At 73.7% G+C, this 24,184-nt stretch carries 21 protein-coding genes and 1 pseudogene; 10 read left to right on the top strand and 12 right to left on the bottom strand.

Translation table 11 applies throughout. From position 1 onward, the window contains the following. Nucleotides 1-104 precede the first annotated feature (104 nt). Complete coding sequence (locus E4U91_RS30570) at nt 105-797, top strand: MerR family transcriptional regulator (RefSeq protein WP_137309801.1); 693 nt, start codon at nt 105-107, stop codon at nt 795-797. Between the two features lie 68 nt (nt 798-865). Here E4U91_RS30570 and E4U91_RS30565 read toward each other — a convergent pair whose 3' ends face one another. The 4 genes from E4U91_RS30565 to E4U91_RS30550 form a co-directional block, all read right to left on the bottom strand. Continuing rightward, nucleotides 866-2,221, bottom strand: a complete 1,356-nt coding sequence (locus E4U91_RS30565) for a glycoside hydrolase domain-containing protein (protein WP_137309800.1) — start codon at nt 2,219-2,221, stop codon at nt 866-868. Nucleotides 2,222-2,364: 143 nt separating this feature from the next. After that, complete coding sequence (locus E4U91_RS30560; protein ID WP_137309799.1) at nt 2,365-4,554, bottom strand: 3-hydroxyacyl-CoA dehydrogenase NAD-binding domain-containing protein; 2,190 nt, start codon at nt 4,552-4,554, stop codon at nt 2,365-2,367. A 35-nt stretch (nt 4,555-4,589) separates the two neighbouring features. Next, nucleotides 4,590-5,804, bottom strand: a complete 1,215-nt coding sequence (locus E4U91_RS30555) for an acetyl-CoA C-acetyltransferase (RefSeq protein ID WP_137309798.1) — start codon at nt 5,802-5,804, stop codon at nt 4,590-4,592. Next, a complete protein-coding gene (locus tag E4U91_RS30550) occupies nt 5,801-7,000 on the bottom strand; it encodes a CaiB/BaiF CoA transferase family protein (protein WP_137309797.1) in 1,200 nt (399 codons plus the stop codon). The genes E4U91_RS30555 and E4U91_RS30550 overlap by 4 nt, the downstream gene beginning before the upstream one ends. Nucleotides 7,001-7,232: 232 nt before the next feature. Between E4U91_RS30550 and E4U91_RS30545 the strand changes: the two genes are divergently transcribed. Beyond that, nucleotides 7,233-8,411 carry a saccharopine dehydrogenase family protein gene (locus tag E4U91_RS30545; RefSeq protein ID WP_174867879.1) on the top strand — a complete coding sequence of 393 codons (1,179 nt, stop codon included), beginning with the start codon at nt 7,233-7,235 and terminating at the stop codon, nt 8,409-8,411. 25 nt (nt 8,412-8,436) lie between these two features. On the opposite strand, the gene mmpA is transcribed toward E4U91_RS30545, so the two are convergent. Then, complete coding sequence (mmpA, locus tag E4U91_RS38235; RefSeq protein ID WP_168218194.1) at nt 8,437-8,583, bottom strand: morphogenic membrane protein MmpA; 147 nt, start codon at nt 8,581-8,583, stop codon at nt 8,437-8,439. A gap of 123 nt (nt 8,584-8,706) precedes the next feature. After that, nucleotides 8,707-9,432: an endonuclease V gene (locus tag E4U91_RS30540; protein WP_137309796.1), complete on the bottom strand. Its 726-nt coding sequence runs from the start codon at nt 9,430-9,432 to the stop codon at nt 8,707-8,709. Between the two features lie 61 nt (nt 9,433-9,493). Between E4U91_RS30540 and E4U91_RS30535 the strand changes: the two genes are divergently transcribed. Further along, nucleotides 9,494-9,790, top strand: coding sequence for a YciI family protein (locus E4U91_RS30535; RefSeq protein ID WP_137309795.1), 297 nt, complete (start codon nt 9,494-9,496; stop codon nt 9,788-9,790). Between the two features lie 12 nt (nt 9,791-9,802). Here the strand turns inward: E4U91_RS30535 and E4U91_RS30530 are convergent, their stop codons facing one another. Both E4U91_RS30530 and E4U91_RS30525 read right to left on the bottom strand, forming a co-directional pair. Next, nucleotides 9,803-10,129, bottom strand: coding sequence for a plasmid stabilization protein (locus E4U91_RS30530; RefSeq protein WP_137309794.1), 327 nt, complete (start codon nt 10,127-10,129; stop codon nt 9,803-9,805). A 100-nt stretch (nt 10,130-10,229) separates the two neighbouring features. Next, complete coding sequence (locus E4U91_RS30525) at nt 10,230-11,291, bottom strand: WD40/YVTN/BNR-like repeat-containing protein (protein ID WP_137311078.1); 1,062 nt, start codon at nt 11,289-11,291, stop codon at nt 10,230-10,232. 302 nt (nt 11,292-11,593) lie between these two features. On the opposite strand from E4U91_RS30525, the gene ssgD reads away from it, so the two are divergent. Beyond that, complete coding sequence (gene ssgD / locus E4U91_RS30520) at nt 11,594-12,010, top strand: spore wall synthesis regulator SsgD (protein WP_137309793.1); 417 nt, start codon at nt 11,594-11,596, stop codon at nt 12,008-12,010. Between the two features lie 30 nt (nt 12,011-12,040). On the opposite strand, the gene E4U91_RS30515 is transcribed toward ssgD, so the two are convergent. Next, complete coding sequence (locus tag E4U91_RS30515) at nt 12,041-12,880, bottom strand: isocitrate lyase/PEP mutase family protein (RefSeq protein WP_137309792.1); 840 nt, start codon at nt 12,878-12,880, stop codon at nt 12,041-12,043. Nucleotides 12,881-13,239: 359 nt separating this feature from the next. On the opposite strand from E4U91_RS30515, the gene E4U91_RS30510 reads away from it, so the two are divergent. The 3 genes from E4U91_RS30510 (at nt 13,240) to E4U91_RS30500 (ending at nt 17,012) form a co-directional block, all read left to right on the top strand. Next, complete coding sequence (locus E4U91_RS30510) at nt 13,240-14,871, top strand: ABC-F family ATP-binding cassette domain-containing protein (protein ID WP_137309791.1); 1,632 nt, start codon at nt 13,240-13,242, stop codon at nt 14,869-14,871. A 154-nt stretch (nt 14,872-15,025) separates the two neighbouring features. Further along, entirely contained in the window at nt 15,026-15,802 is a 777-nt protein-coding gene (gene ddaH, locus E4U91_RS30505) for a dimethylargininase (RefSeq protein ID WP_137309790.1), read from the top strand. 235 nt (nt 15,803-16,037) lie between these two features. Continuing rightward, nucleotides 16,038-17,012, top strand: a complete 975-nt coding sequence (locus E4U91_RS30500) for an acyl-ACP desaturase (RefSeq protein ID WP_137309789.1) — start codon at nt 16,038-16,040, stop codon at nt 17,010-17,012. A 69-nt stretch (nt 17,013-17,081) separates the two neighbouring features. On the opposite strand, the gene E4U91_RS30495 is transcribed toward E4U91_RS30500, so the two are convergent. Next, a complete protein-coding gene (locus tag E4U91_RS30495) occupies nt 17,082-17,327 on the bottom strand; it encodes a WhiB family transcriptional regulator (RefSeq protein WP_174863844.1) in 246 nt (81 codons plus the stop codon). Between the two features lie 256 nt (nt 17,328-17,583). Between E4U91_RS30495 and E4U91_RS30490 the strand changes: the two genes are divergently transcribed. From E4U91_RS30490 to E4U91_RS30480, 3 genes are all read left to right on the top strand, one after another. Further along, nucleotides 17,584-18,399, top strand: coding sequence for a VOC family protein (locus E4U91_RS30490; RefSeq protein WP_137309787.1), 816 nt, complete (start codon nt 17,584-17,586; stop codon nt 18,397-18,399). A 415-nt stretch (nt 18,400-18,814) separates the two neighbouring features. After that, the gene (locus E4U91_RS30485; RefSeq protein ID WP_174867878.1) at nt 18,815-19,639 is read left to right on the top strand and encodes an NAD(P)H-binding protein; all 825 of its coding nucleotides are present in this window, start codon (nt 18,815-18,817) and stop codon (nt 19,637-19,639) included. 402 nt (nt 19,640-20,041) lie between these two features. Continuing rightward, on the top strand, nt 20,042-22,714 hold the full coding sequence (locus E4U91_RS30480; protein ID WP_137309786.1) for a protein kinase domain-containing protein: 2,673 nt from the start codon (nt 20,042-20,044) through the stop codon (nt 22,712-22,714). Nucleotides 22,715-22,875: 161 nt separating this feature from the next. Here the strand turns inward: E4U91_RS30480 and E4U91_RS39250 are convergent. Then, a pseudogene (locus E4U91_RS39250) lies at nt 22,876-22,989 on the bottom strand (transposase); the annotation flags it as partial. 89 nt (nt 22,990-23,078) lie between these two features. Then, complete coding sequence (locus E4U91_RS30470) at nt 23,079-24,176, bottom strand: LacI family DNA-binding transcriptional regulator (protein ID WP_137309784.1); 1,098 nt, start codon at nt 24,174-24,176, stop codon at nt 23,079-23,081. Nucleotides 24,177-24,184: the final 8 nt, after the last annotated feature.

Raw genomic sequence — 24,184 nt, 5'->3', positions numbered from 1 at the left:
CCCCGCTCGCGGTGGCTCATGTCACAGAGCGTCGCTTCTCACACGCGGGGCGACGCCGTCACCAGGAGTGTCACAGCACCGGTGGGACAGCGATACTGCTGCACATGACGATCGAGACCGAGGAGCCGGCCCTCACCGTCGACGAGCTGGCCGCCCGCGCGGGCATCACCGTGCGCACGGTCCGCTTCTACGGCACCAAGGGCCTGCTCCCGCCGCCGGTGATCGGTCCGCGCCGGGTCGGCCACTACGGCCCCGCGCACCTGGCGCGTCTCGAACTGATCGAGGAGCTCCAGCGGCAGGGCATGACGCTCGCGGCGATCGAGCGGTACCTGCGCCGGCTGCCGCCGGACCTGACCGCGCACGACCTGGCCGTGCACCGTGCGGTGGTGGCGTCCTGGGCGCCGGAGGCGGCCGAGACCGTCGGGCGCGCGGAGCTGCACCGGCGGGCGGGGCGGGAGCTGACCGACGCGGAGGTGGCCCGGCTCGCCGCCATGGACGTGCTCACGCCCGACGGCGCCTCCTACCGCGTGGACGCCGGCCTGCTGCGGCTGGGCGTGGAGCTGCTGGACGTGCCGCTGTCGCAGGAGGTCGTCCTGGCGGCGCGGGAGGTGCTGCTGGAGCACTCCCGGGCGGCGGCGCAGGAGCTGTCCCGGCTGCTGCGGGACGCCGTCGCCGAACGCGCCGCCGAGGACGTGCGCTCGCTCTCCGCCCACATGCACCCGCTGGTGGTGCAGGCCCTGCTGACGACCTTCCAGCGGTCGCTGCGGCAGGAGCTGCGCGGCTGGCTGACGGAGTGAGCGGGCGGGCCCTAGGGAGTGTCTCCGGCCTGACCGACGAGACACTCCCTGAGCGGCGGGGTGCCGGGTCAGCAGCGCGGCACGGGTTTGCTGTAGGTCGTGCCGCTGGGCGTGGAGACGTAGTGGTCGCTGACGTAGTGGCCGTTGTCGAGCCGGTCCCAGACCTTGGTGCCGCCGACCGCCGTCCCGGACTTCTGGCAGGTCACCCAGGCCAGGGCACCGTTCGGCGCGGTGCCGAGCGCGGTGTACGAGGTGCCGGGTCCGGAGCGCTCGGTCACCCCGGTGGCCGAGGCGATCTGGTAGGGGTAGGCGCAGCGCGGCAGCGGTGGGCTCCAGCTGGTCGCGGAGGGCGTGTCGACGTAGTGGTCGGCCACGTAGGCGCCGGTGCTCAGCTTGTCCCAGACGGTCGAGGTGCCGACCTTCGGTCCGCTGGTCTGGCACACCGCCCGGACCGTGGCGCCCCGGGCGTACGACGTCACGGCCGTCGCGGTCGTGGTGGGCCCGGAGCGGGCGGTGACGGCGGCGGTGGTCCGGTACGGGTACGCGACCGTGGCGACGGGAGTGTCGAGCCGGTCGGTGTCGATGTTGACGCGCACCCCGCCGTAGGTCTCGTCGTGGCCGCCGCGGAACTGCTTGGCGCGCTGGTGGACCGCCCACTTGCCGTCGGCGACGCCGGCCCAGCCCTTGAGCGAGTCGACCGCGTCGTATCGGGCGACCCACAGGGCGTCGGGGCGGGCGTAGCCGGTGGAGGTATAGACGTCGGCGAGCTGCTTGGCGCCGAGATTGAGATTCATGTACACGCCGGACAGCCAGCCGAGGCGGTGCAGCTCCCTGGTCCAGCCGGAGAGGTAGCTCAGCACGCTGGTGCGGCAGGCGGCGTTCGTCTGGGAGTAGTTCTCGATGTCGTTGTACAGGGCGCTGCCCGGGAGCATGCCGAGCGCCTTGGCGGCGGTGACCGCCTGGGTGGCGGCGGCGGTGCCCTGGGAGCGTGCGGTGGTGGCGCTGATGCTGATCTTCGCGTCGCTCGCGCGGGCGCCGCAGTACGGTTGCAGGCCCTTGTGGATGGGCAGCAGGCGCCACTTCAGCGCGGACACGGAGGCCACCCAGGAGGCGGTCAGCTGCGGTTGCGCGCAGGTGCGGTTGACGCCGGAGAGGTACACGCCGAGGGCGCGGTACGGCGAGGCGGACCAGGCGCGGATCGTGGTGAGCGGTGGCGCCGTGCAGGCGTCGAAGGCGAGCCCGGAGTACCGGGTGGCGGTCGCGCCGGCCGGATAGGCGGCCGTGGTGGCCGGTTCGGCGGCGGCGACCGGGGCGATGGCCAGGACGGCGGCGACCGCGAGCGCGGCGGCCGAGGCCCAGGTGAGGAGCGCGGTGCGGGATCTGGCGGGACGTGAGTCGGGAAGTGGGTCCGGACGTGATGGCATGACGGCCCCCGAGCCGTGTGGGCTGAAATGCCCTCAGATTGGCGCTGTGTCCGGGTTTTGACAAGCCTTCGGGCGGGCGTGTCGCACAGCCGTCGGGGGCGGGCCGTCCGGTCCCGCCCCCGAGGGGTCGTCACATCGGGGCCTCAGTCGGTGAAGGTCTCGCCCTTCTCCGCCTTCTCGACGAGCAGCGCGGGCGGGGTGAACCGGTCGCCGTAGCGCTCGGCCAGCTCCCGTGCGCGGGCGACGAAGGCGGGCAGCCCCTTCGCCTCCCCGGTGGCGGGCTCGTAGCCGTTGACGTACTGCAGCACGCCGCCGGTCCAGCCGGGGAAGCCGATGCCGAGGATCGAGCCGATGTTGGCGTCGGCGACCGAGGTGAGCACGCCCTCCTCCAGCAGCCGGACGGTGTCCAGGGCCTCGGCGAAGAGCATGCGCTCCTGCATGTCGCGGAACGGGATCTCGTGTCCCGACCGGGTGAAGTGCTCGCGCAGGCCCGGCCACAGGCGGGTGCGCCGGCCGTCCTCGTAGTCGTAGAAGCCGGCGCCGCCGCTGCGGCCGGTGCGGCCGAACTCGTCGATCATGCGGTCGATGACCGCCTCGGCGGGGTGCGCGGTCCAGGTGCCGCCGGCCTCCTCCACCGCCCGCTTCGACTCGGCCCGGATCTTGCGCGGCAGGGTGAGCGTCAGTTCGTCCATCAGGGACAGCACCTTGGCCGGGTAGCCGGCCTGGGCCGCCGCCTGCTCGACGGAGGCGGGCTCGACGCCCTCGCCGACCATCGCCACGCCCTCGTTGATGAAGTGGCCGATGACGCGGGAGGTGAAGAAGCCGCGCGAGTCGTTGACGACGATCGGCGTCTTCTTGATCTGCCGCACCAGGTCGAAGGCGCGGGCCAGCGCCTCCTCGCCGGTGCGCTCGCCCTTGATGATCTCGACCAGCGGCATCTTGTCGACCGGCGAGAAGAAGTGCAGCCCGATGAAGTCGGCCTGCCGCTCGACGCCCTCGGCGAGCGTGGTGATGGGCAGCGTGGAGGTGTTGGAGCACAGCAGCGCGTCGGGCGCGACGACGGACTCGATCTCCTGGAACACCTTGTGCTTGAGCGCGGTGTCCTCGAACACGGCCTCGATGACCGCGTCGCAGCCCGCCAGGTCGGTGACGTCGGCCGTGGGCGTGATGCGGGCCAGCAGCGCGTCGGCCTTCTCCCGCGTCGTACGGCCCTTGGCGACGGCCTTGGCGCACAGCGTCTCGGAGTAGCCCTTGCCCTTGACGGCGGACTCCAGGGAGACGTCCTTGAGGACGACGTCGAGGCCGGCGCGGGCGCAGGAGTACGCGATGCCGGCGCCCATCATGCCGGCGCCGAGGACGGCGACCCTGCGGACCGTGCGGGGCTCGACGCCCTGCGGGCGGTTGGCGCCGGAGTTGACGGCCTGGAGGTCGAAGAAGAACGCCTGGATCATGTTCTTCGAGGTCTGCCCGGCGGCGAGTTCGACGAAGTAGCGGGCCTCGATGACCTGCGCGGTGTCGAAGTCGACCTGGGCGCCCTCGACGGCGGCGGCGAGGATGCGGGCCGGGGCCGGGTAGGGGGCGCCGGACGTCTGCTTGCGCAGGGTGGCCGGGAACGCGGGCAGGTTGGCGGCGAACTTCGGGTTCGCCGGGGTGCCGCCGGGGATGCGGTAGCCGGGGCGGTCCCAGGGCTGCTGGGACTCGGGGTGGGCCTCGATGAAGGCGCGGGCCCGCTCCAGCAGTTCCTCGCGGGAGTCGACGACCTCGTCGACCAGGCCGTTCTCCAGGGCGCGCCGCGGGGCGTACTGGGTGCCCTGGAGCAGCACCTTCAGCAGGGCGTCGGTGATGCCGAGGAGGCGGACGGTGCGGACCACGCCGCCGCCCCCGGGGAGCAGGCCGAGGGTGACCTCGGGGCAGCCGATCCTGGCGCCGGGGGCGTCCAGGGCGATGCGGTGGTGGCAGGCGAGGGCGAGTTCGTAGCCGCCGCCCAGCGCGGCGCCGTTGAGCGCGGCGACGACCGGCTTGCCCAGGGTCTCGATGCGGCGCAGGTGACGCTTGATCTCCAGGCCGCCCTCGAACAGCTCCTGGGCCGTCTCGGGGGTGACCCGGATGAGGTCGCGCAGGTCGCCGCCGGCGAAGAAGGTCTTCTTGGCGGAGGTGAGGATGACGCCGCGGACGGTGTCCTTCTCGGCCTCCAGGCGGTCGGCGACCGCGGCGAGGGAGGCGCGGAAGGCGGCGTTCATGGTGTTGGCGGACTGGTTCGGGTCGTCGAGGACGAGGGTGACGACGCCGGTGCGGTCCTGTTCCCAGCGGATGGTCGTGGGCTGAGTGCTCATGCGAGGGTGCTCCGTGTGATCCGTCGGGAGGGTGGTCAGATGCGCTCGACGATCGTCGCGATGCCCATGCCGCCGCCCACGCAGAGGGTGGCGAGGCCGTAGCGCTTGTCCTGGCGCTCCAGTTCGTCGACGAGGGTGCCGAGGATCATCGCGCCGGTCGCGCCGAGGGGGTGGCCGAGGGCGATCGCGCCGCCGTTGACGTTGACCTTGTCCAGGGACAGGCCCATGTCCTTCACGAAGCGCAGCACGACCGCGGCGAACGCCTCGTTGATCTCGACGAGGTCGATGTCGTCGATGGTCAGCCCGGCCTTGGCGAGCGCCTTGCGGGTGGCGGGCGCGGGGCCGGTGAGCATGATGGTCGGCTCGGAGCCGGAGACGGCCGCGGAGACGATGCGGGCGCGCGGGGTGAGGCCGTGGCGCTCGCCGACCTCCCGGGAGCCGATGGCGACGAGGGCGGCGCCGTCGACGATGCCGGAGGAGTTGCCCGCGTGGTGGACGTGGTCGATCCGCTCCACCCAGTGGTACTTCTGCAGGGCCACGGCGTCGAAGCCGCCGAGCTCGCCGATGTCGGCGAAGGAGGGCTTGAGCTTCGCCAGGGAGTCGGCGGTGGTGCCGGGCCGCAGGTGCTCGTCGTGGTCGAGGACCACCAGGCCGGCCCGGTCGCGCACGGGCACCACCGAGCGCTGGAAGCGGCCGTCCTTCCAGGCGGTGGCCGCCCGCTCCTGCGACAGGGCGGCGTACTCGTCGACGTCCCGGCGGGAGAAGCCCTCGATGGTGGCGATCAGGTCGGCGCCGATGCCCTGGGGCACGAAGTTCACGGCGAGGTTCGTCATCGGGTCGTTGAACCAGGCGCCGCCGTCGGAGGCCATGGGGACGCGGGACATGGACTCCACGCCGCCGGCGAGGATCAGGTCCTCCCAGCCCGAGCGGATCTTCGCGGCGGCCAGGTTGACGGCCTCCAGGCCCGAGGCGCAGAAGCGGTTCTCCTGGACGCCGGCGACCGTGTCCGGCAGGCCGGCGGCGATCGCGGCGATGCGGGCGATGTCGGAGCCCTGGTCGCCCACCGGGCCGACGACGCCGAGCACGATGTCGTCGACGGCCGCCGGGTCCAGGCCGGGGAAGCGGTCGCGCAGCTCGTGGATGAGGCCGACGACCAGGTCGATGGGCTTGGTGCCGTGCAGGGCGCCGTTGGCCTTGCCCCGCCCGCGCGGGGTGCGGATCGCGTCGTACACGTACGCTTCGGTGCTCACTGGGGGGCCTTTCCATGAGGGCTGCGGAGCAGGGGGCTTAGGTGGGTGCGGGGCTCGGTGGCGTCGGCGGGGGCCAGCAGGCCGGGTACGTCCCAGTCGCGGGCCACGGCCTCGGTGTCGGCGCCGGGCCGGGCGGGGCCGGTGCGCACGGTGGTGGGGGTCGCGGAGAAGCGGGGCGCGGGGGCCGGCTGGGTGAGGCCGCCGTGGTCGGTGAAGGTGCCGCGGGCGGCCAGGTGCGGGTGGTGCGGGGCCTCCCGCAGGGTCAGCACGGGCGCCACGCACGCGTCGGTGCCCTCGAAGCGGGCCGCCCACTCGTCGCGGGTACGGCTGCGGAAGCGCTCAGCGACGGCCGCGCGCAGCTCCTCCCAGCGGGCCGGGTCCCCGTGGGCGTCGGCGAAGCCGTCCAGGCCGAGGACGCCCAGGAACTCGGCGTAGAACTGCGGCTCCAGGGCGCCGACGGCCAGGTGGCGGCCGTCGGCGGTCTCGTAGGTGCCGTAGTACGGGCAGCCGCCGTCCAAGAGGTTGGCCCGGCGCCGGTCCTGCCAGGCGCCGGCGGCGAGCATGCCGTGCAGCAGGGCGGACAGGTGGGCGGTGCCGTCCACGATGGCGGCGTCCACGACCTGCCCGGTGCCGTGCACGCGCGCGTGGTGCAGCGCGGCGAGGACGCCGACGACCAGGTAGAGGGAGCCGCCCGCGAAGTCGCCGAGGAGGTTGGCGGGCACGGCCGGGGGCCGGTCGGGGTCGCCGATCAGGCCGAGGGTGCCGGTGAGGGCGATGTAGGCCACGTCGTGTCCGGCGCGCGGGGCGAGCGGGCCGTCCTGCCCCCAGCCGGTCATGCGGCCGTAGACCAGCCGGGGGTTGCGGGCGTGGCAGTTACCGGGGCCGACGCCGAGGCGCTCGGCGACGCCGGGGCGGTAGCCCTCGATCAGGACGTCGGCGCGCTCGGCGAGGTCGAGGACGCGGGCGGGCCCGTCGGGGGCCTTGAGGTCGACCACCACGGAGCGCTTGTTGCGGTTGGTGACGTCGTGCGCGGGGTCGAGGGCGAGTCCCGGGCCGCCGGGGCGGTCCACCCGCACCACGTCGGCGCCGAGGTCGGCCAGGAGCATGGCCGCGAAGGGGCCGGGGCCGATCCCGGCGAGTTCGACCACGCGCACGCCGCTGAGCGGGCCGTGCCCGGACGTCCGTGCCGTTGTCATCCAGCCCCCTTGCTGTGACACGACTGCTGTAACACCAGTGATGTTAGGAACGTGGCCCCGAGGACACAAGAAGTGAGCAAGCAAGCGCTTGGACAGCCTACGCCCGGGGGCCGCTCGGCGCCCCTCCGAAGGCGCCGGGCGACGGGCGCGGGGGCTCGTCGTCACCCCCGTTGCCCCCTCACGCTAGCCTCGGCCACCGACAGCGGCGCGGGCCGCGCGACCGAGGGGTGTCATGAGCAGGATGAAAAAGACGGACCGTCCCTACGACATCGTGCTGTTCGGGGCCACGGGCTTCGTGGGACGGCTCATCGCGCGCTACCTGGCCGACCACGCGCCCGAGGAGGTGCGCTGGGCGATCGCCGGGCGCAGCGAGGAGAAGCTCCAGCGGCTGCGCGAGGCGCTGCCCGGCGGTGCGCGGATCGGGGTGCTGCGGGCGGACGTCGCGGACCCGGCCTCCCTGCGCTCCCTCGCCGGGCACGCGCGGGTGGTGGCCACGACCGTCGGGCCGTACGTGCTCCACGGGGAGGACCTGGTCGCGGCCTGCGCCGACCTCGGCACCGACTACCTGGACCTCACCGGGGAGCCGGAGTTCGTGGACCTGGTGTACGTGCGGCACGACGCACGCGCGCGGGAGACCGGGGCGCGGCTGCTGCACGCGTGCGGGTTCGACTCGGTGCCGCACGACCTGGGCGTGTACTACACCGTGCGGCAGCTCCCGGAGGGCGTGCCGCTGACCGTGGACGGGTTCGTGACGGCGGACGCCGAGTTCTCGGGCGGCACGTTCGCCTCCGCGCTGGGCCAGTTCGCCCGCGGGCGGCAGATGGTCGCGGCGGCCCGGGACCGCGCCCGGCACGAGCCGCGCCTGGTGGGCCGGCGGGTGACCGCGCCGGTCGGCGCGCCCCGGTTCGCGCCGGAGGTGGGCGCGTGGGCGCTGCCGCTGCCCACGATCGACCCGCAGGTGGTGCGCCGCTCCGCGCAGGCGCTGCGCCGCTACGGCCCGGACTTCCGCTATCGCCAGTACGCGGCCGTGCGCCGGCTGCCCGTGGCGCTGGGCGCGGTGGCCGCCGTCGGCGCGCTCGCGGCGGCCGCGCAGGTGCCGGCCGCCCGGCGCCGGCTGTCGGACCGGCTGCGCCCCGGTGACGGGCCGAGCGCCGAACGGCGGGCGCGCAGCTGGTTCTCCGTGCGGTTCGTCGGCGAGGGCGGCGGCCGGCGGGTGTACACGGAGGTCTCGGGCGGCGACCCGGGCTACGACGAGACGGCCAAGATGTTCGCGGAGGCCGCCCTGTCCCTCGCCCAGGACCCGCTGCCCGAGACGTCCGGCCAGGTCACCACGGCGGTGGCGATGGGTGACGCCCTGACCGACCGCTTGGTGCGCGCGGGCGTCCGCTTCCGCGTGGCGGCCGTCCGCTGAGGGGCCGCCGACGGGACCGGCACCGTCACAGGGGCCAGGCGACCAGCGTGTAGACCATCCCCACGATCCAGCCCAGCCCCGCCAGCACCCCGAGGACCAGCGCCACGTTCACGGCGCGTTCCACGGGGCGGTGCGGATCGGTGAGGGGCTTGGCGGCGCGGTGAGTCGTCATGCCCCCACCTTCCCGCCGACCGGGCACGGGAACATCCGTACGGGTACTCAGTCCGCGTACTCAGACGGCGAGTTAGGTCCGGTACGGCGTCAGTCCTGGTGCGGCGTCAGTCCTGGTGCGGCGTCAGTCCTGGTGCGGCGGGGCGGGGTGCTCCGCGCCGGGGCCGACCGCCTCCCGCAGGGCCCGCCGGCAGAGGGCGTCGGCCCTGCGGGTCGTCTCGGGGAGGCGGTACGCCGGGGTCAGGGCGAGGGTGTGGGCGCAGGCCGTGGGGAGGGTCGTGCGGTGGCCCACCGAGACGAAGACCGGCTTGACGCCGGTGCGGGTGCGCAGGGCGCGGCCCACTTCCTCCGTGTCCGCGAGGAGGGGGGCCGACGCGCCGCGCTCGGCGGCGGGGGCGTCGTAGGTGAAGGTGAACGGGTTCTTCGCCACGCCGATCGTGGGCAGGCCGGTCAGGACGCCCAGGTGGCTGGCCAGGCCGAAGCGGCGGGGGTGGGCGAGGCCGTAGCCGTCGCAGACCACCAGACCCGGCGGGCGGGGCAGGGCGTCGAGCGCGGCGAGCACGGTGGGGATCTCACGGAACGCCAGCAGGCCGGGCACATACGGGAAGGAGATCCGGCCGACCGCGGTGGCCTCGGCGACGACGTCGAGGGTCGCCGCGTCGAGGACGACGGCGGCGGCCGCGACCACGTCGCGTGCGTCGTCGTAGGCGACGTCCACGCCCGTCACGTGGCCGGTGCCGGGCGGCGGTCCCGGTTCGTCGAGCACCACCCGGGCCCGCAGCTCGTCCTGGACGGCGCGGGCCTCGTCCTCGGTCGTGGGCCAGTCGGCGGGGATCGGAACGGTCGTCATGGTGCACCGAGCGTACGGGGGCCGCACCCACGCGCGCGGGGCCGGGGGTAGGCTCGCGATCATGTTCGTGCTGGAGCTGACCTACACCGCCCCGCTCGACGCCGTCGACGCCGTCCTCGGCGCCCACGTGGCGTGGCTGGACGAGCAGTACGCGCGCGGGGTCTTCCTCGCGTCGGGACGCAAGAACCCCCGCGACGGCGGGGTGATCCTCGCCGTCGCGGAGGACCGGGCGCGCATCGAGGAGATCACCGCGGGCGACCCCTTCGTGACCGCCGGGGTGTGCGCGTACCGCGTCACGGAGTTCGTCGCGACGAAGACGTCCCCGGAGCTGGCGCGGTACCAGGAGCCGGCCGGCTGACCGGCGGGCCCGTCAGTCCTTGCCCAGGGCGCGCTGGAGCTGGTCCTTGTTCATGTCCGAGCGGCCCTTGACGTTCTTCTTCTTGGCCTCCTCGTACAGCTGGTCGTACGTGGGCCCCTGGGAGCCCTTGCCCGACCGCTGACCGCCGCGCTTGCCGGAGGACATGTCCTCCGTGGAGGTGCGACTGGCCGTCTTGGACTCACCGGACCGGGCGCGTTCCTTGTTCACCGTGCGGGCCGCGATCTCCTCGGCCCGTCCGGTGCTCTCCCCACGGTCCTGCGCGCTCTTCTTGATGTGCTCGTACTGACGTTCCCGCTTGGGGCTGGAACCAGCAGGCATGGCGTTCGCTCCTTTCGCCTCCGGCCACCGGGTACCCGCCCCACGGGATTTGTCGCCTCCCCGTCGCCTCCCCGTCGCCTGCCCGCCGTCTGCCGGGGGCTCAGCGCTCCAGCCGGGCCACCCGGCCGTGCTCCCCGGCGGCCCAGCACACCGGGTCCGGGGCGCAGTCCACGGTGTCGTACGAGCCGGTGTCCAGGGCGCGCCAGGTGCGGCCGCCGTCGGTCGTCAGGTCGGTGCCGGTGGGGCCGACCGCGAGCGCGGCGACGCGGCTGTGCGGCAGCCAGGCGACACCGGAGCGGTAGGCCGGCGGCGGCGTCGCGGCGGGCCGCCAGGGGCGGCCCCCGTCGGCGGTGGGGGCGGCGGCCCGCGGGGAGGGCTGGTCGGCGCGGTAGTCGCCGCCGACGGCCAGCCCGTGCGCGCGGTCCCGGAAGGCGAGCGCGAAGACGCCGCGCGCCGGGTCGCCCGCGGGCACCGGGGTCGCGGCGGCGGTCCAGGTCAGACCGCGGTCGGCGGAGTGCAGCACACGCGCGTGGGCGGCGCCCCCGGTGGCCAGCCACACGTCGCGCGGCCCCGACGCGACCAGGCACTGCCCGCTCGCCGCGAACCCCGCCTCGCCCTCCAGGGCCGCCGGCATCCCCGCGTCGGGCAGGACGGACCAGGAGCGGCCGCCGTCACCGGTGGACAGGACGCGGAACTTCCCGTCCACCGGGTCGCTCAGGGCGAGGCCGTGGCGGCGGTCGAAGAACGTCAGGCAGTCGTAGAACGCGCGCGTGTCGGTGTTGCGGAACGACTCGGTCCAGGTGCCGCCGCCGTCGTCGGTGCGGTAGACCCGGGACGCCTCGCCCTCGCCGATGGCCAGCACGACGGCGTGCCGCGCGTCGAACGCCTCCACGTCCCGGAACTGCAGGTCCTCGGCGCCGGGGGGCGAGACGTCGCGCCAGGTCCCGCCGCCGTCCGTGGTGCGCAGCACCGTGCCGCCGGTCCCGGCGACCCACGCGGTGTCCCGGCCGACGGCGGCCAGGCCCCGGAACCGGACGTCCGGGGCGCCGGTGTCCTTCAGCTGCCAGTGCGGCGCCGGCCGGCCCGCCGGTGCGTGGGCCTGTGCGGGAACGGCGGTGAGCGCCACGAGGGCCGCCGCGCAGGCCGCTCCCACGGCCGCGATCCGCCCCGTCCGTCCGCCCGGTCCCCTCGTCGTCCCGCGTCGCGTACTCCCCAAGCGCCTCATGGCGGGCGAAGCTAGCCCACCGCCCGGACGGCGTCCAGAGGCCCTCCCCGGCCCGGCGGGCCGCCCTGCGGGCGGAGCACCGGCACGCGGCGCGGGGAGAGCTGGATCACTCGTGTGCATGAAGGCGGTGACCGAGGTCACTCTCACCACGTGTGCACGGATCGGCCGGTTCCGACGTCTCTCCCAGTGCCGGCCTCACCCGACCGGAGTTCGTCCCGCCGTCACGAGGGAGCAAGGCGTTGTCCACCGTCATCGAGCAGCCCGTGGAGGCGCGCCTGGTCGCCGCCGCGCCACGGATGCAGCACATCCCCGCCACCCTGCACTACGACCGCACCGACCCCTTCGCCGTGCGCATGACCTTCCCGGCCGGGGCCACCCTGGAGGGCGTCGACGTGTGCTGGACCTTCGCCCGCGAACTGCTCGCCGCGGGCCTGACCCGCGCCGAGGGCCAGGGCGACGTCCGGGTGCGGCCGTACGGGTACGACCGCACCGTGCTGGAGTTCCACGCGCCGGAGGGCACCGCGATCGTGCACGTGCACTCCTCGGACGTCCGCAGCTTCCTCGCCGCGAGCGGCGAGCTCGTGCCGGTCGGCCACGAACACCTCCAGCTCGACCTCGACCACGACCTCGCGGAGCTGATGCGGGACGCCTGCTGAGGCCGGCCCCGAGCCGACGCCCGCCGGGCGCTAACGCCCGCCCGCGAACAGGGTGTTGAGCTCGCCGTAGTCGAGTCCGCCGGCGAGCGACCCGTACGTCCCCGCGTCCAGCAGCTCCCGCGCGGCGCGGCGGACCAGGGCGTGGGCCGCCTGGGCGATGCCCGAGCCGACGCTCACGCGCGCGACGCCGAGTCCGGCCAGCTCCGCCACGGGCGGCGCGCCGGGCCCCGCCATGACGTTCAGGGGCGCCCGGACGCCCTCCACGAGCAGCCTCACCGTCCCCGGGTCGACGGCCCCGGGGACGAACACGCCGTCGGCGCCCGCCGCGACGAAGGCGGCGGCCCGTTCCAGGGTGAGGTCCACTCCCCCGGCCCCGCGCAGGAACGTGTCGATGCGGGCGTTGACGAACAGCGGCACACCCTGCGCGTCGGCGGCGGCGCGGGCGGCCGCAATGCGCTCGGCCTGCTCCGCGACCGGCCGCAGCGGCGCGTCGCCCTCGTGCAGGGCGTCCTCGATGTTGATGCCGACGGCGCCCGCCGCGAGCACCGCGCGGACGGTGTCGGCCACGCCCGCGGGGTCCGTCGCGTACCCGCTCTCGACGTCCGCGCTGACGGGCACCCGCACCGCCGCGACGACGTCCGCCACGGCACGCAGGGCGGCCTCGCGGCCGAGCCGGTCGCCGTCGGCCGCGCCGAGGGCCCAGGCCAGTCCGGCGCTGGTGGTGGCCACGGCGGCGGCGCCGGCGTCCTCGACGAGACGGGCGCTCGCGGCGTCCCAGGCGTTCGGCAGGACGAGCGGCCGTCCCGGCACGTGCAGGGCGCGGAAGGCCAGGGCGCGGTCGCGCAGGAGGCTGTGCTCGGGGTGCGTCATGCCGCCACTCAAGCAGCCGGGACCCGGGCGTAGCTGGCAGGAATCCGACCTGTGCGTGCCGCGCCGTAATCCGGTTGACCCCGGCCGCCGGGGCTCCTACCGTGGACGAGGTCCTGTTGCCGCCGATTGGAGAAGGACGTTGCTCCTCTGAGGTCATGAGACACCGCCGCACGCCCGTCGGGTGTGCGTGCCGCGTGCGACCTCGGCGTGTCGAGCCGTCCTCGTGCAACAGGGCCGGAGCAGGCCTCCTTCCCCTGTCCCCGGGTGGATCCTCCCGTGCCCCGCCGTCCTGCGGTCGCCCCCCCCCGGTGTCTCGATACGCGTTGCCCTGACCGCACTCCGCAACCGCGAGGCCCCACTTGACGCATACCGCTCATTCCATCGCCTGCACCTCCCTCTCCTTCGCCTGGCCCGACGGCACCACCGTCCTCGACGGGCTGGACGTCTCCTTCGGTCCCGGACGCACCGGGCTCGTCGGCGTCAACGGATCGGGGAAGTCCACCCTGCTGAAGCTGATCGCCGGGGAACTGACCCCCGTCGACGGCTCCGTCCGGGTCGCCGGGGACATCGGCCACCTCCCGCAGAACGTCACGCTCGACACCCGGCTGCGCGTCGACCAGGCCCTCGGCATCGCCGAGCGGCGGGCCGCGCTGCACGCCATCGAGGGCGGCGACGTGCGCCCGGAGCACTTCGAGGCCGTCGGCGACGACTGGGACGTGGAGGAACGCGCCCTGGCCACCCTCGGCGAACTCGGCCTCGGCCACATCGGCCTCGACCGCACGGTCGGCGAGGTCTCCGGCGGCGAGTCCGTGCTGCTGCGGCTGGCCGCGCTGCTGCTGCGCCGGCCCGACGTGCTGCTCCTGGACGAGCCCACCAACAACCTCGACCTGTACGCGCGACGGCGGCTGTACGCGGCCGTGGCGTCCTGGCCCGGCGTGCTCGTCGTGGTCAGCCACGACCGCGAACTCCTCGACCTGGTCGACCAGATCGCCGACCTGCGCGGCGGGGAGGTCGTCTGGTACGGCGGCAACTACACCGCCTACGAGGAGGCCCTCGCCGTCGAGCAGGAGGCGGCCGAGCGCATGGTGCGCGTCGCCGAGGCCGACGTGCGCCGGCAGAAGCGCGAACTCACCGACGCCCAGGTCAAGCTGGCCCGCCGCAAGCGGTACGGGCAGAAGATGTGGGAGCAGAAGCGCGAGCCCAAGATCGTGATGGGGGCGCGCAAGCGGGCGGCGCAGGAGTCCGCCGGCAAGCACCGCATCCTGCACGAGGAACGGCTCGCCGAGGCCCGCGATCGGCTCGACGAGGCCGTGGACGCCGTACGGGACGACGACGAGATCCGTGTCGAACTGCCGTACACCGCCGTGCCGCCGGGGCGCGGCGTCCTCTCCCTGCGCGAACTGCGGCTCGCGTACGGCACACCCGTGACGGTCTCCCTCGACCTGCACGGACCCGAGCGGGTCGCGCTGGTCGGGCGCAACGGCGCCGGCAAGACGACGCTGCTGCGCACCGTCGCCGGCGAGCTGGCCCCGGCGGCCGGCGAGGCGCACGCGCACGTGCCGCTGCGGTTCCTGCCGCAGCGGCTGGACGTCCTCGACGACACGCTGACGGTCGCCGAGAACGTGGCCCGGTTCGCGCCGGGCGCCACCAACAACCGTGTCCGCGCCCGGCTGGCCCACTTCCTGTTCCGCGGCGCGCGCGCCGACCAGCGGGCCGGGACGCTGTCCGGCGGGGAGCGGTTCCGGGCGGCGCTGGCGGCGCTGATGCTCGCCGAGCCCGCGCCCCAGCTGCTGATGCTGGACGAGCCGACGAACAACCTGGACATGGCGAGCGTGCGCCGGCTCACCTCGGCGCTGGAGTCGTACGAGGGGGCGCTGGTCGTGGCCAGTCACGACCTGCCGTTCCTGGAGTCGATCGGCATCACCCGGTGGCTGCTGCTCGACGGGGAGCTGCGGGAGACCTCGTGGGAGGAGCTGACGGAGGCGGAGTAGGCGGGGGTTTGGTCCTGGTGCCCCGGGGCTGCATGATGGCGGACCGGCGCGGCGCGAGCGGCGCCGCCCGGCCCACCGCCGGCACCCGCACCACGGGACGACGCGAGAAACACCAGTAACACCAGAAACACGGAACGACACGGAAGACACGGACGTGCCCAGCAAGAAGGCCCTCATCCGCCGCCCCGGCCCGCGCCTCGCCGAAGGGCTGGTCACGCACGTCGAGCGGGCGGACGTCGACGTGGACCTCGCCGTCGAGCAGTGGGAGGCGTACGCGCAGGCGCTGCGCGCGCACGGCTGGGAGACCGTCGAGGTCGAGCCCGCCGACGACTGCCCGGACGCGGTGTTCGTCGAGGACGCCGTGGTGGTGTTCCGCAATGTCGCCCTGATCACCCGGCCCGGCGCCGAGTCCCGTCGGGGGGAGACAGCGGGCGTCGAGGAGGCCGTGGCGCGCCTGGGCTGCTCGGTGAACTGGATCTGGGAGCCGGGCACGCTGGACGGCGGTGACGTGCTGAAGGTCGGCGACACGGTGTACGTCGGCCGGGGCGGGCGGACCGACGCGGCCGGGGTGCAGCAGTTGCGCGCCGCGTTCGAGCCGCTGGGCGCGCGCGTGGTGGCCGTCCCGGTGAGCCGGGTGCTGCACCTGAAGTCGGCCGTGACGGCGCTGCCCGACGGCACGGTGATCGGGCACATCCCGAAGGTCGACCGGCCGTCGCTGTTCCCGCGCTTCCTGTCGGTGCCGGAGGAGTCGGGCGCGCACGTGGTGCTGCTCGGCGGCGACCGGCTGCTGATGGCGGCGAGCGCCCCGCGCACGGCCGAACTGCTCACCGACCTCGGTTTCGGGGTGGTCGTGGTGGACATCAGCGAGTTCGAGAAGCTGGAGGGCTGTGTGACGTGCCTCTCGGTGCGGCTGCGGGAGCTGTACGCCTGACGGGGAACCCGGTGTCTCCGTCAGGTCCCGGACCTGCGCGAACCTGAGGCTTTTGGGGGGATCCGTCCCGGCCACGCCCGACCCGCCGGTGCCGCTCCGGCCGGGCTGATCAGCGGTCTTTACGGCGGCCTTAACCTACGGCTTCGTAACCTACGGGTACGTAGCCTACGCTTTCGTAAGTTCGGCACCGCTCGCCGGACCGTTCCGTTCTGTTCCCGCGTCCCCTGGAGTTCCCGTGACGATCACTTCCCCGCACCTCGGCAGCGCCGCCGGCTGGACCGACGCCCGGCTGCTGTACGCCTTGGAGGAAGTGGTCGAGAAGGAACTCAACCGGCACCTGACGGTCGCCAAGGACTGGATGCCCCACGAGTACGTGCCGTGGAGCGACGCCCGCAACTTCCCCGGCTTCTTCGAGGACGGCGAGGCCTGGCGGAAGGACCAGTCGAAGGTCACCGAGATCGGCCGGATCGCGCTGGTGGTGAACCTCCTCACCGAGGACAACCTGCCCAGCTACCACCACGAGATCGCCAGCCTCTTCGGCCGCGAGGGCGCCTGGGGCACCTGGGTGCACCGCTGGACGGCCGAGGAGGGCCGGCACGGCATCGTGATGCGCGACTACCTGCTCGCCTCGCGCGCGGTGGACCCGGACCAGCTGGAGCAGTTCCGGATGGCCCACATGAGCGAGGGCTTCGAGTCCGACAACCGGCACTCGATGCTGCACTCGGTCGCCTACGTCGCCTTCCAGGAGCTCGCGACCCGCATCTCCCACCGCAACACCGGCCACCAGTCGGGCGACCCGGTCTGCGACCGCATGCTCGCGCGCATCGCGACCGACGAGAACCTGCACATGGTGTTCTACCGCAACCTGCTCAAGGCCGCCTTCGAGCTCGCCCCCGACCTGACGATGCAGGCGGTGCGGGACGTGGTGGTCGACTTCCGCATGCCGGGCCACGGCATCCCTGGCTTCGAGCGGGCGGCCGCGCAGATGGCCATCGGCGAGGTCTACAACCTGCGCATCCACCACGACGACGTCCTGCAGCCCGTGCTGCGCTTCCTGAAGGTCATGGACATCGACGGCCTCGGCCCCGAGGGCCAGCAGGCCCAGGACGAGCTGGGCCTGTTCCTGGGCGGCCTGGACGCGGAGGCCGCGAAGTTCGACGAGCGCCTGGCGGCCCGCAAGGCCCGGATGGCGGCGCGGGCGGCGGGCTGAGCGAGGGGGCGGGAACGGCTCGCGCCGCGGTCCCGGGCGCACGCGCTGCGTGCGCGGAGGAGTCGGGAGTCAGGAGGGGGTGCGCCTCAGGTGGAGGCGTTCCTTCTCGGACAGGCCGCCCCAGACGCCGAAGCGCTCGTCGTGGGTGAGGGCGTACTCGAGGCAGGCGGAGCGGATCGGGCACAGGCCGCAGATCCGCTTCGCGTCACGCACCGAGCTGCCGGGCTCGGGGAAGAAGAAGTCCGCCCCGGTCTGCGCGCACAGCGCCTCCCGCTGCCAGGTGAGGTCGGGCGTGGTGATGGTGTCGGTGAACATGCCCAGGAGCGTGCCGGTCGCCGAAAAACGTTCACTCAACGACTGATCAACGCGGGCGGACAGGGCCCGGCCGTCCCGATGATGACCCCGCGCGGCGCCCCGGCGCACGGCGGCGCGCGGGGAAAACCGCGCAGCGGGCGCCGGCCCGGTGGCCGGCCGTGCGGACCGGCCCGGACGGGCGGTTCGGCGGCGCTTGTCGGTGGCGGGTGCCAGACTCGGCAGTACAGGCAACGGGATCCCTCGAAGGAGGGCGCAGATGCTCACCATCCGTGATGTCACCGGCTCGCCGAACTGGCTCGACGTCGGCACCCCCGACATCGACGGCGCCGCTTCCTTCTACGGCGGTCTGTTCGGCTGGGAGTACCGCCCCGGCCCGCCCGAGGCGGGCGGGTACGGCTTCTTCCAGCTCGCCGGGCGAACCGTGGCGGGCGGCATGCAGACCTCCGCCGAGCAGGGGCCGCCGTCCTGGACCGTGTACTTCCTGACCTCGGACGCCGATGCCACGGCGCGGGCGGCCGAGGACGCCCACGGCAAGGTGCTGACCGGGCCGCTGGACGTGCTGGACCGGGGGCGCATGGCGATCCTCGCCGACAAGGCGGACGTGCCGTTCGGCATCTGGCAGCCGGGCCGGACCAAGGGGCTGGACCTGGTCCAGGAGCCGGGCTCGCTGTGCTGGATCGAGCTGTACACGGCCGACCTGCCCATGGCCGCCTACTTCTACCGCGCGGCCCTCGGTCTGGAGACCTACGGCGTCGACTTCCCCGGCGGCACGTACACCACCCTGCTGCCGGGCGGGCAGGGCGAGGACGCCATGTTCGGCGGCATCGTCCCGCTGTCCGAGGACCCGCTGGAGGCGGAGGCCGGGGCCTCCTGGCTGCCGTACTTCGAGGTCGAGGACACCGACGCCGTGGTCGCCACCGCGCGGGACCTCGGCGGCACGGTCCGCAGCCCCGCCACGGACCTCCCGGGCGTCGGCCGCGTCGCCCGGCTCGCCGACCCCTACGGCGCCCGCTTCGCGGTGATCAGGAGCGCGCCCCGGCAGCCGGGGCAGGACGGCCCCGAGGGGGCGTGAGGGTCGACGGCAGCAGCGGCGGCCGCAAGGCCAGGTGGGTCGAGGCGGGGCCAGGCAGCGTCTCGTCGATCACGTCCGGAGCCAGACGAGTGCGTACAGGGCCGGGCCGCCGCTGAGAAGCCCCTGTGGGTCTGGGCGGATCAATACATATCAGCTCATGCCGCCTCCTACTGGATCGTCCTACCAGCCGGCCCGAACGCCGTCCGCGCGGTCCGGAAGGGCGCCCTCGCCCCGGCCGACGGGCCCGCCGACGGGCTGCGCACTGCCGTCCCAGCGCTCCAGTCCCACTCCGCCGGGCTCGCCGAAAAGGTTTTGACGCGCGGTGCGCTGTTCGCCGAAGGTGAGCCGGACGTTCGACGCGGGTCGTCCGAGCCGCTGTGCCGACGGCGGCCGCCTCGCGGTAGGGGAGTTGTGCATGATTGTCGTGTCGGCTGCTTCGGGAGCTTTCGGCAGGCTGGTCATCGACCGGCTGCTGGAACGGTGCCCCGCCGACCAAGTCACAGCCGCGGTGCGTGACCCGGGCAAGGCCGCGGATCTCGCCGACCGCGGAGTGACGATCCGTACAGCTGACTACGACGTGCCGAAGACGCTGCGTACGGCGTTCGAGAGCGCCAGCCGGCTGCTGCTGATCTCCTCTCCCGAGCTGGACCCCGTCCGGCGTGCCGCTCAGCACCGGGCGGCTGTCGACGCAGCACGCGATGCCGAGGTGGGCTCGATCGTCTACACCAGTTTCCTTGGAGCCGGCACCCAGGCTGACGGCGTCACCGCGGCTCATCACGCCACCGAGCGCCACCTGGCGGCGAGCGGGCTGCCCCACACACTGCTGCGTCACCCCTTTTACAGCGAGGCGTTCCTCCACCCGGGCCTGCGCGATGCCGTCGCTTCGGGCGAGCTGGCCGACGGCACCGGCGGACGCGGCATCAACACCGCCCTGCGCCGTGACCTCGCCGAGGCCGCGGCCCGTGTGCTGACCGAGGACGGCCACCTCGGCCGCGCCTACGACTTCACCGGCAGCTTGTGGACCTACGAGGACCTCGCCCACGCACTGAGCCGTTCCGGAGGCAGGCCCGTCGTGCGCCGGGACCGGCCCGACCGCGCGCCCGGCGCCCAGGGCTGGCTGGAGGAACAGGTCCGGAGCGGCGCTCTGGAGCAGCAGACCGGCGATCTGCCGCAGGTTCTCGGCCGCCCGGCCACCACCCTCGACGAGGCCGTCGCCGCCGTTCTTGCTCCGCACGCGTAGCTCAACCATGACGACTCCGGGACCCCGCCGCACACGTACGTCACGGAGCGCGCCCGCAGTACACCTGCGCCACGCGAACGCCCGCAAGTAGGCGAACGCGTGGACACCGACGGGGTGTGGTGGTGCCGGCCCGGGAACGAGCGCACCTCGAAGTCCCGCACGCACTCTCCCCTGGAGATTGCTCGGCAAGCGATCAGGCCCCACCGGAAGTTGGGTAGCTTGGATCGGCACGAACGTCCGTGCACGTGACGTGTGGTGACGCTCCGACCTGGGGGTGGGTTTGTGGTGAAGTGGGGCAGGCGCAAGGCGAAGGAAACGTCGGACACCGGGGATCGCCCGTCACCACCGGCTGACACCGCGGCAGCTGAACAGGCGGGCCGACGGGGGGACGCCGCCGAGGCCGTGAGCCGCTACGGAGCTGCGGTCGCCGAAGCGGCGCGACAATACGGGCCCGAGGCCGTCGAGACACTGGCGGTGCGCCATCAATTGGCGCACTGGACAGGAGAGTCCGGGCATCCCGAGCAGGCGGTGGAGCTGTTCGCCCGGTTGCTGGCGGACCGGGAGAGGCTCCAGGGACCGCACCACCCGGACTCCGAACTCGCCCGGCACCAGTTGGCGCACTGGTACGGCAGGGCCGGCCGGTTCCAGGAGGCCGTGAACCGCTACGAGATCATGCGACGGGTGGCCGTACAACAGGGCCGCCCCGAGACGGCATTGTCCATGATGTGCGAGGTCGGGTACTGGCAGCATCAGGCAGGTGACACCGCGGCCGCGCTGCGTACCTTCGCCGAGATGCTGCGCGGCGCACAGCAGGAACTCGGGCCGACACACCACCTGACCGGGATCGCCCGCCAACGCTATGCGGAACTCGCCGCAGGTCTGCCGTTCGGCAACGAGGGCGGTCACGACGGTCTGCAGAACCTCATCGCAGCAGCGGCAGAAGTTGAGGCCTCCGGTGACTTCCGCCGGGCCGGGCGCCTGTACGGCCAGATAGCGGCCCAGTCCGAGGACCTTTACGGACACGCCAGTGCGCAGACTCTCTCCGCGCTCGTCGCGCAGGCCAAGGCCGCGGTGAACGCGGGGGACCACGCGGAGGCGGCCGAACGCTTCGACGCGGTCCTCGCCTGCATGGCCCTGCAGGGACGCGGGCCGGGAACTCGCGAGCACGACATCCTTCTCGGCCAGCGCGAAGAGCTCGCCCGCAGCGCCGCGCACGTCACCTTCCGCATCGGGCAGCACACCGGAACGCTGTTGGGGCAGAAGGTGCAGGCCGCGCCCCAGACGGCGTGCGGTGTCCTGGCACGCCGGCCGGAAACCGCGCACGCCACGTGTGTCGCCGTCGTCCTCGACGAGACGGACAGCCGTGCGCCGGCCCAGATCCCCGCGGAGCAGTGGTCGGCGGTGATACGTCACCTGGCGAAGCAGCGGTGGGAAGCCACGGCGGTGTACTTCGCCCGCCCGGACCGTCGGCCCAGGGCCGCGGAGGCCCAGCTGTGCCGGCGTCTGGGGCTGCTGGGGGTGTACGTGTCGTGCATGGATTCCTCGAACGTCCAGGTCGAGGCCTACGCTTTCACCGGTTCCGAACCGGTGTACGCCCCCGTGGTCGTCGTACCGGAAGAGTCGGCTGCTCCGGAGCAGGCAACCGCACGGCTCGCAGCCGGTGGTGTGACGTTCCACCCGGGAGCCGAGGCGTTCGGGCAGTGGCGGGAGGTGGGCCGGGTGCGGCCCGCCACGGACACGGAGGGACCGTCCGCGTTCGGCGGGTACGACGTACTGGAGCGAGTGGGCCGGGGCGGCTTCGGCGACGTCTACCTCTGCCAGGACCCCGACGGGGTGATGGTTGCGGTGAAGACCCTGCACGCCCGGTACGCGAACGTTCCCAGCGTCAGACAGGGCTTCGCCCATGAGGTGCAGGCGGCCCAACGGGTCAGCGGACGGTTCACCGTGCCGGTGATCGCCGCCGACCCCGACGGCGACACGCCGTGGATGGCCGTGCCGTACGTGGCCGCCCCCTCGCTCCAGGAACTCCTCGAGCAGAGCGGCAGGCTCGACGAGCCGACCGTACGAGGACTGGGAGCCGGCATAGCGGCCGCTCTGAGCGCCATCCACGCGCAAGGGATCGTCCACCTCGATCTGAAACCGGGCAACGTCCTGCTCACGGCGGACGGGCCGCGCGTCATCGACTTCGGCATCGCACAGATCGAGCGGCTCACCGAGCCGCGTCGCGGCTTCGCCGGAACCTACACCTACGCGTCGCCCGAACAGCTGCGCGAGCAGCCTGTGTTCACCGCGGCCAGCGACGTGTTCTCCCTGGGAACCGTGCTGGCCCGACTGGCGCTGGGGCGCAGTCCCTGGGGCGGGGACACGGCGACCGCCGTCGCCAACATCCGGGCCGGCGCACCGGATCTGGACGGCCTGCCCTCCGCACTGCACGATGTGGTGCGCTCGTGCCTGCAGCTCGATCCGGCACGGAGGCCGACGCCTCACGAGGTGGCCGAGGCCCTGCAACCCGGAGTGGCAGACGGCGATCTCGGCCCTCTCCCCCTCTCGCAGGAGGCCCAGGAGCTCGTCGCCGCGTATGCCACGATGCCGGCCACCCGCTTTTACGAGACGCTCGCCGACACGAGGGCGAGGGCTGCTGCCGAGGGCGACGTGGCCCCGACGCGCGCGCTGTCGACCGGCGCGCTCACGGCGCCTGTCGCCGACAGCCTGGAAGGCGAGGGTGTCCGGCGTGCAATGCCCCTCCGCGACACGGCACCTGCACGTAGCACCGCCGCAGAGCTCGAAGCGCGGATCCATGCGTGGGAGCAGGAGGCCGAGAACCGGGAGATGGCGCAGACGCGTCACGAGTGTGGCGAGTTCATGCAAGAGGCGCGTACCCTCCTCGGCGCGGCGCACCCCCTGACGCTGCGACTGCGCGTCTCACACGCCATGCTCGGCTGCGACCAGCCCGGCGGGGTGGCCAACGCCGAACGGGTGGTCGGGGAGGCGGTCAAACACCTCGGTGAAGCGCATCCCACCGTGCGGGACGCGCGCGTACTGCTGGAGATGCTGAAATCGACCGGAGGAACGTGAGCTCCCGCGTCTGTGAGCACGGGTACGCAGGCGCTGAGTGCGCCCATGGCCCTTCTCGAGGTGAATGACCAGACCGGGCGGGAGTCAACAACGCCGGCGATCGCCTCACCTTGCAGCCTACGACGTCGTGATCCGTTGGACAGGCCCTGGGCAGCGTCTTGTCGATCGTGTCTGGGCTGCCACGGCCCGAACCGCTCCGGCAGATCCCTCCACGGCAGCCCGGTGCGGAACGTGGACACGATGCCCTCCAGCACCTGGCAGTGGTCCCGCCACCTTCCCCGAGCCAAGCCCGCAGGCCGCACTCACGCGGCGTCAGTCATCTCCCCATCCCTCACGACCAGCCCAATGATCGGAAAGACACTGCCTAGGCCGACGCGCGGCGGACCAGGGTGGTCGGCAGGACCACGCCGGCCCCGGCGTCGTCGGGATCGTCGGGCGCGGTGGGCGTGCCGCCCGGGCCGTCCTCGTCGGTCGCGCCCTGGCCGGTGCCGGGGCGGTCCAGGCGGCGCAGCAGCAGGCGGGCCATCAGCCGGCCCATCTCCTCGATGTCCTGCCGCACCGTCGTCAGCGGCGGGTCCGTCTGCTCGGCGACCGGCAGCATGTCGTCGAAACCGACGACGGCGACGTCCTCGGGCACCCGCAGCCCGCGCTCGCGCAGCACCCGCAGCGCCCCGGCCGCGGTGAGGTCGTTCGCGGCGAACAGCGCGTCCAGTGCGGGCCGGCGGTCGAGGAGGTCGCGCATCGCGCGCTCCCCTCCGGCCGGGGTGAAGTCGCTCTCGGCGACCAGCTCCGGGTCGGTGTCGCCCATGACGTCGCGGTAGCCGTCCAGCCGGTCGGCCGCGGAGGTCTGGTCGAGGGGGCCGGTGATGTGGGCGATCCGGGTGCGGCCGAGCGAGGCCAGGTGGCGCACGGCGTCCCGGGCCCCGCCGCGGTTGTCGCTGTCGACGTAGACCGTGGGCCCGGTGTCGGCGGCGCGGCCGTCGCTCCAGCCGGGCCTGCCGCCGAAGACGGTGGGGACGCCCGCGCCCTGGATCAGACCGGGCAGCGGGTCGTCGAGGTGCAGCGAGAAGACCAGCGCGCCGTCGACGTGTCCCCCGGCGAGGTAGCGGGCCACGCGTGCGTGGTCGTCGCGGCCCTCGGTGAGCAGCAGCACCAGCTGGTTGTCGTGCGCGGTGAGCTCCTTGCTGATGCCGCGCAGCTGGAGCGCGAAGAAGGGGTCGGCGAAGACCCGGGCCTCCGGCTCGGCGATGACGACGGCGACCGCGTCGTGGCGGCGCGTGACCAGGCTGCGGGCGGCCTGGTTGGGGACGTACCCCAGTTCCTCCACGGCCCGCCGCACCCGCTCCACCAGGGGTTCGCGCACCCCGTCGCCGCCGTTGACGACCCGCGACACGGTCGCCCGTGAGACACCGGCCCGCGCGGCCACGGCCTCCAGGGTCGGTCGTGGGGCGGTGTCGGTCACGGTGGAAC

It is taken from the genome of Streptomyces lasalocidi (genome assembly GCF_005280215.1).
Classification (GTDB): Bacteria; Actinomycetota; Actinomycetes; order Streptomycetales; family Streptomycetaceae; genus Streptomyces; species Streptomyces longwoodensis.
Note: the sequence above shows the minus strand (reverse complement) of the source record. Positions and strands in the feature narration are given on the sequence as shown.

Bases quoted from the DNA above. Each gene is read 5' to 3' on its own strand.
- E4U91_RS30545 (WP_174867879.1), top strand. From the start codon at position 7,233: ATGAGCAGGATGAAAAAGACGGACCGTCCCTACGACATCGTGCTGTTC.
- E4U91_RS30560 (WP_137309799.1), bottom strand. From the start codon at position 4,554: ATGAGCACTCAGCCCACGACCATCCGCTGGGAACAGGACCGCACCGGC.
- E4U91_RS30530 (WP_137309794.1), bottom strand. From the start codon at position 10,129: ATGCCTGCTGGTTCCAGCCCCAAGCGGGAACGTCAGTACGAGCACATC.
- E4U91_RS30570 (WP_137309801.1), top strand. From the start codon at position 105: ATGACGATCGAGACCGAGGAGCCGGCCCTCACCGTCGACGAGCTGGCC.
- E4U91_RS30565 (WP_137309800.1), bottom strand. From the start codon at position 2,221: ATGCCATCACGTCCGGACCCACTTCCCGACTCACGTCCCGCCAGATCC.
- E4U91_RS30540 (WP_137309796.1), bottom strand. From the start codon at position 9,432: ATGACGACCGTTCCGATCCCCGCCGACTGGCCCACGACCGAGGACGAG.
- E4U91_RS30535 (WP_137309795.1), top strand. From the start codon at position 9,494: ATGTTCGTGCTGGAGCTGACCTACACCGCCCCGCTCGACGCCGTCGAC.
- mmpA (WP_168218194.1), bottom strand. From the start codon at position 8,583: ATGACGACTCACCGCGCCGCCAAGCCCCTCACCGATCCGCACCGCCCC.
- E4U91_RS30550 (WP_137309797.1), bottom strand. From the start codon at position 7,000: ATGACAACGGCACGGACGTCCGGGCACGGCCCGCTCAGCGGCGTGCGC.
- E4U91_RS30495 (WP_174863844.1), bottom strand. From the start codon at position 17,327: ATGTTCACCGACACCATCACCACGCCCGACCTCACCTGGCAGCGGGAG.
- E4U91_RS30485 (WP_174867878.1), top strand. From the start codon at position 18,815: ATGATTGTCGTGTCGGCTGCTTCGGGAGCTTTCGGCAGGCTGGTCATC.
- E4U91_RS30490 (WP_137309787.1), top strand. From the start codon at position 17,584: ATGCTCACCATCCGTGATGTCACCGGCTCGCCGAACTGGCTCGACGTC.
- E4U91_RS30515 (WP_137309792.1), bottom strand. From the start codon at position 12,880: ATGACGCACCCCGAGCACAGCCTCCTGCGCGACCGCGCCCTGGCCTTC.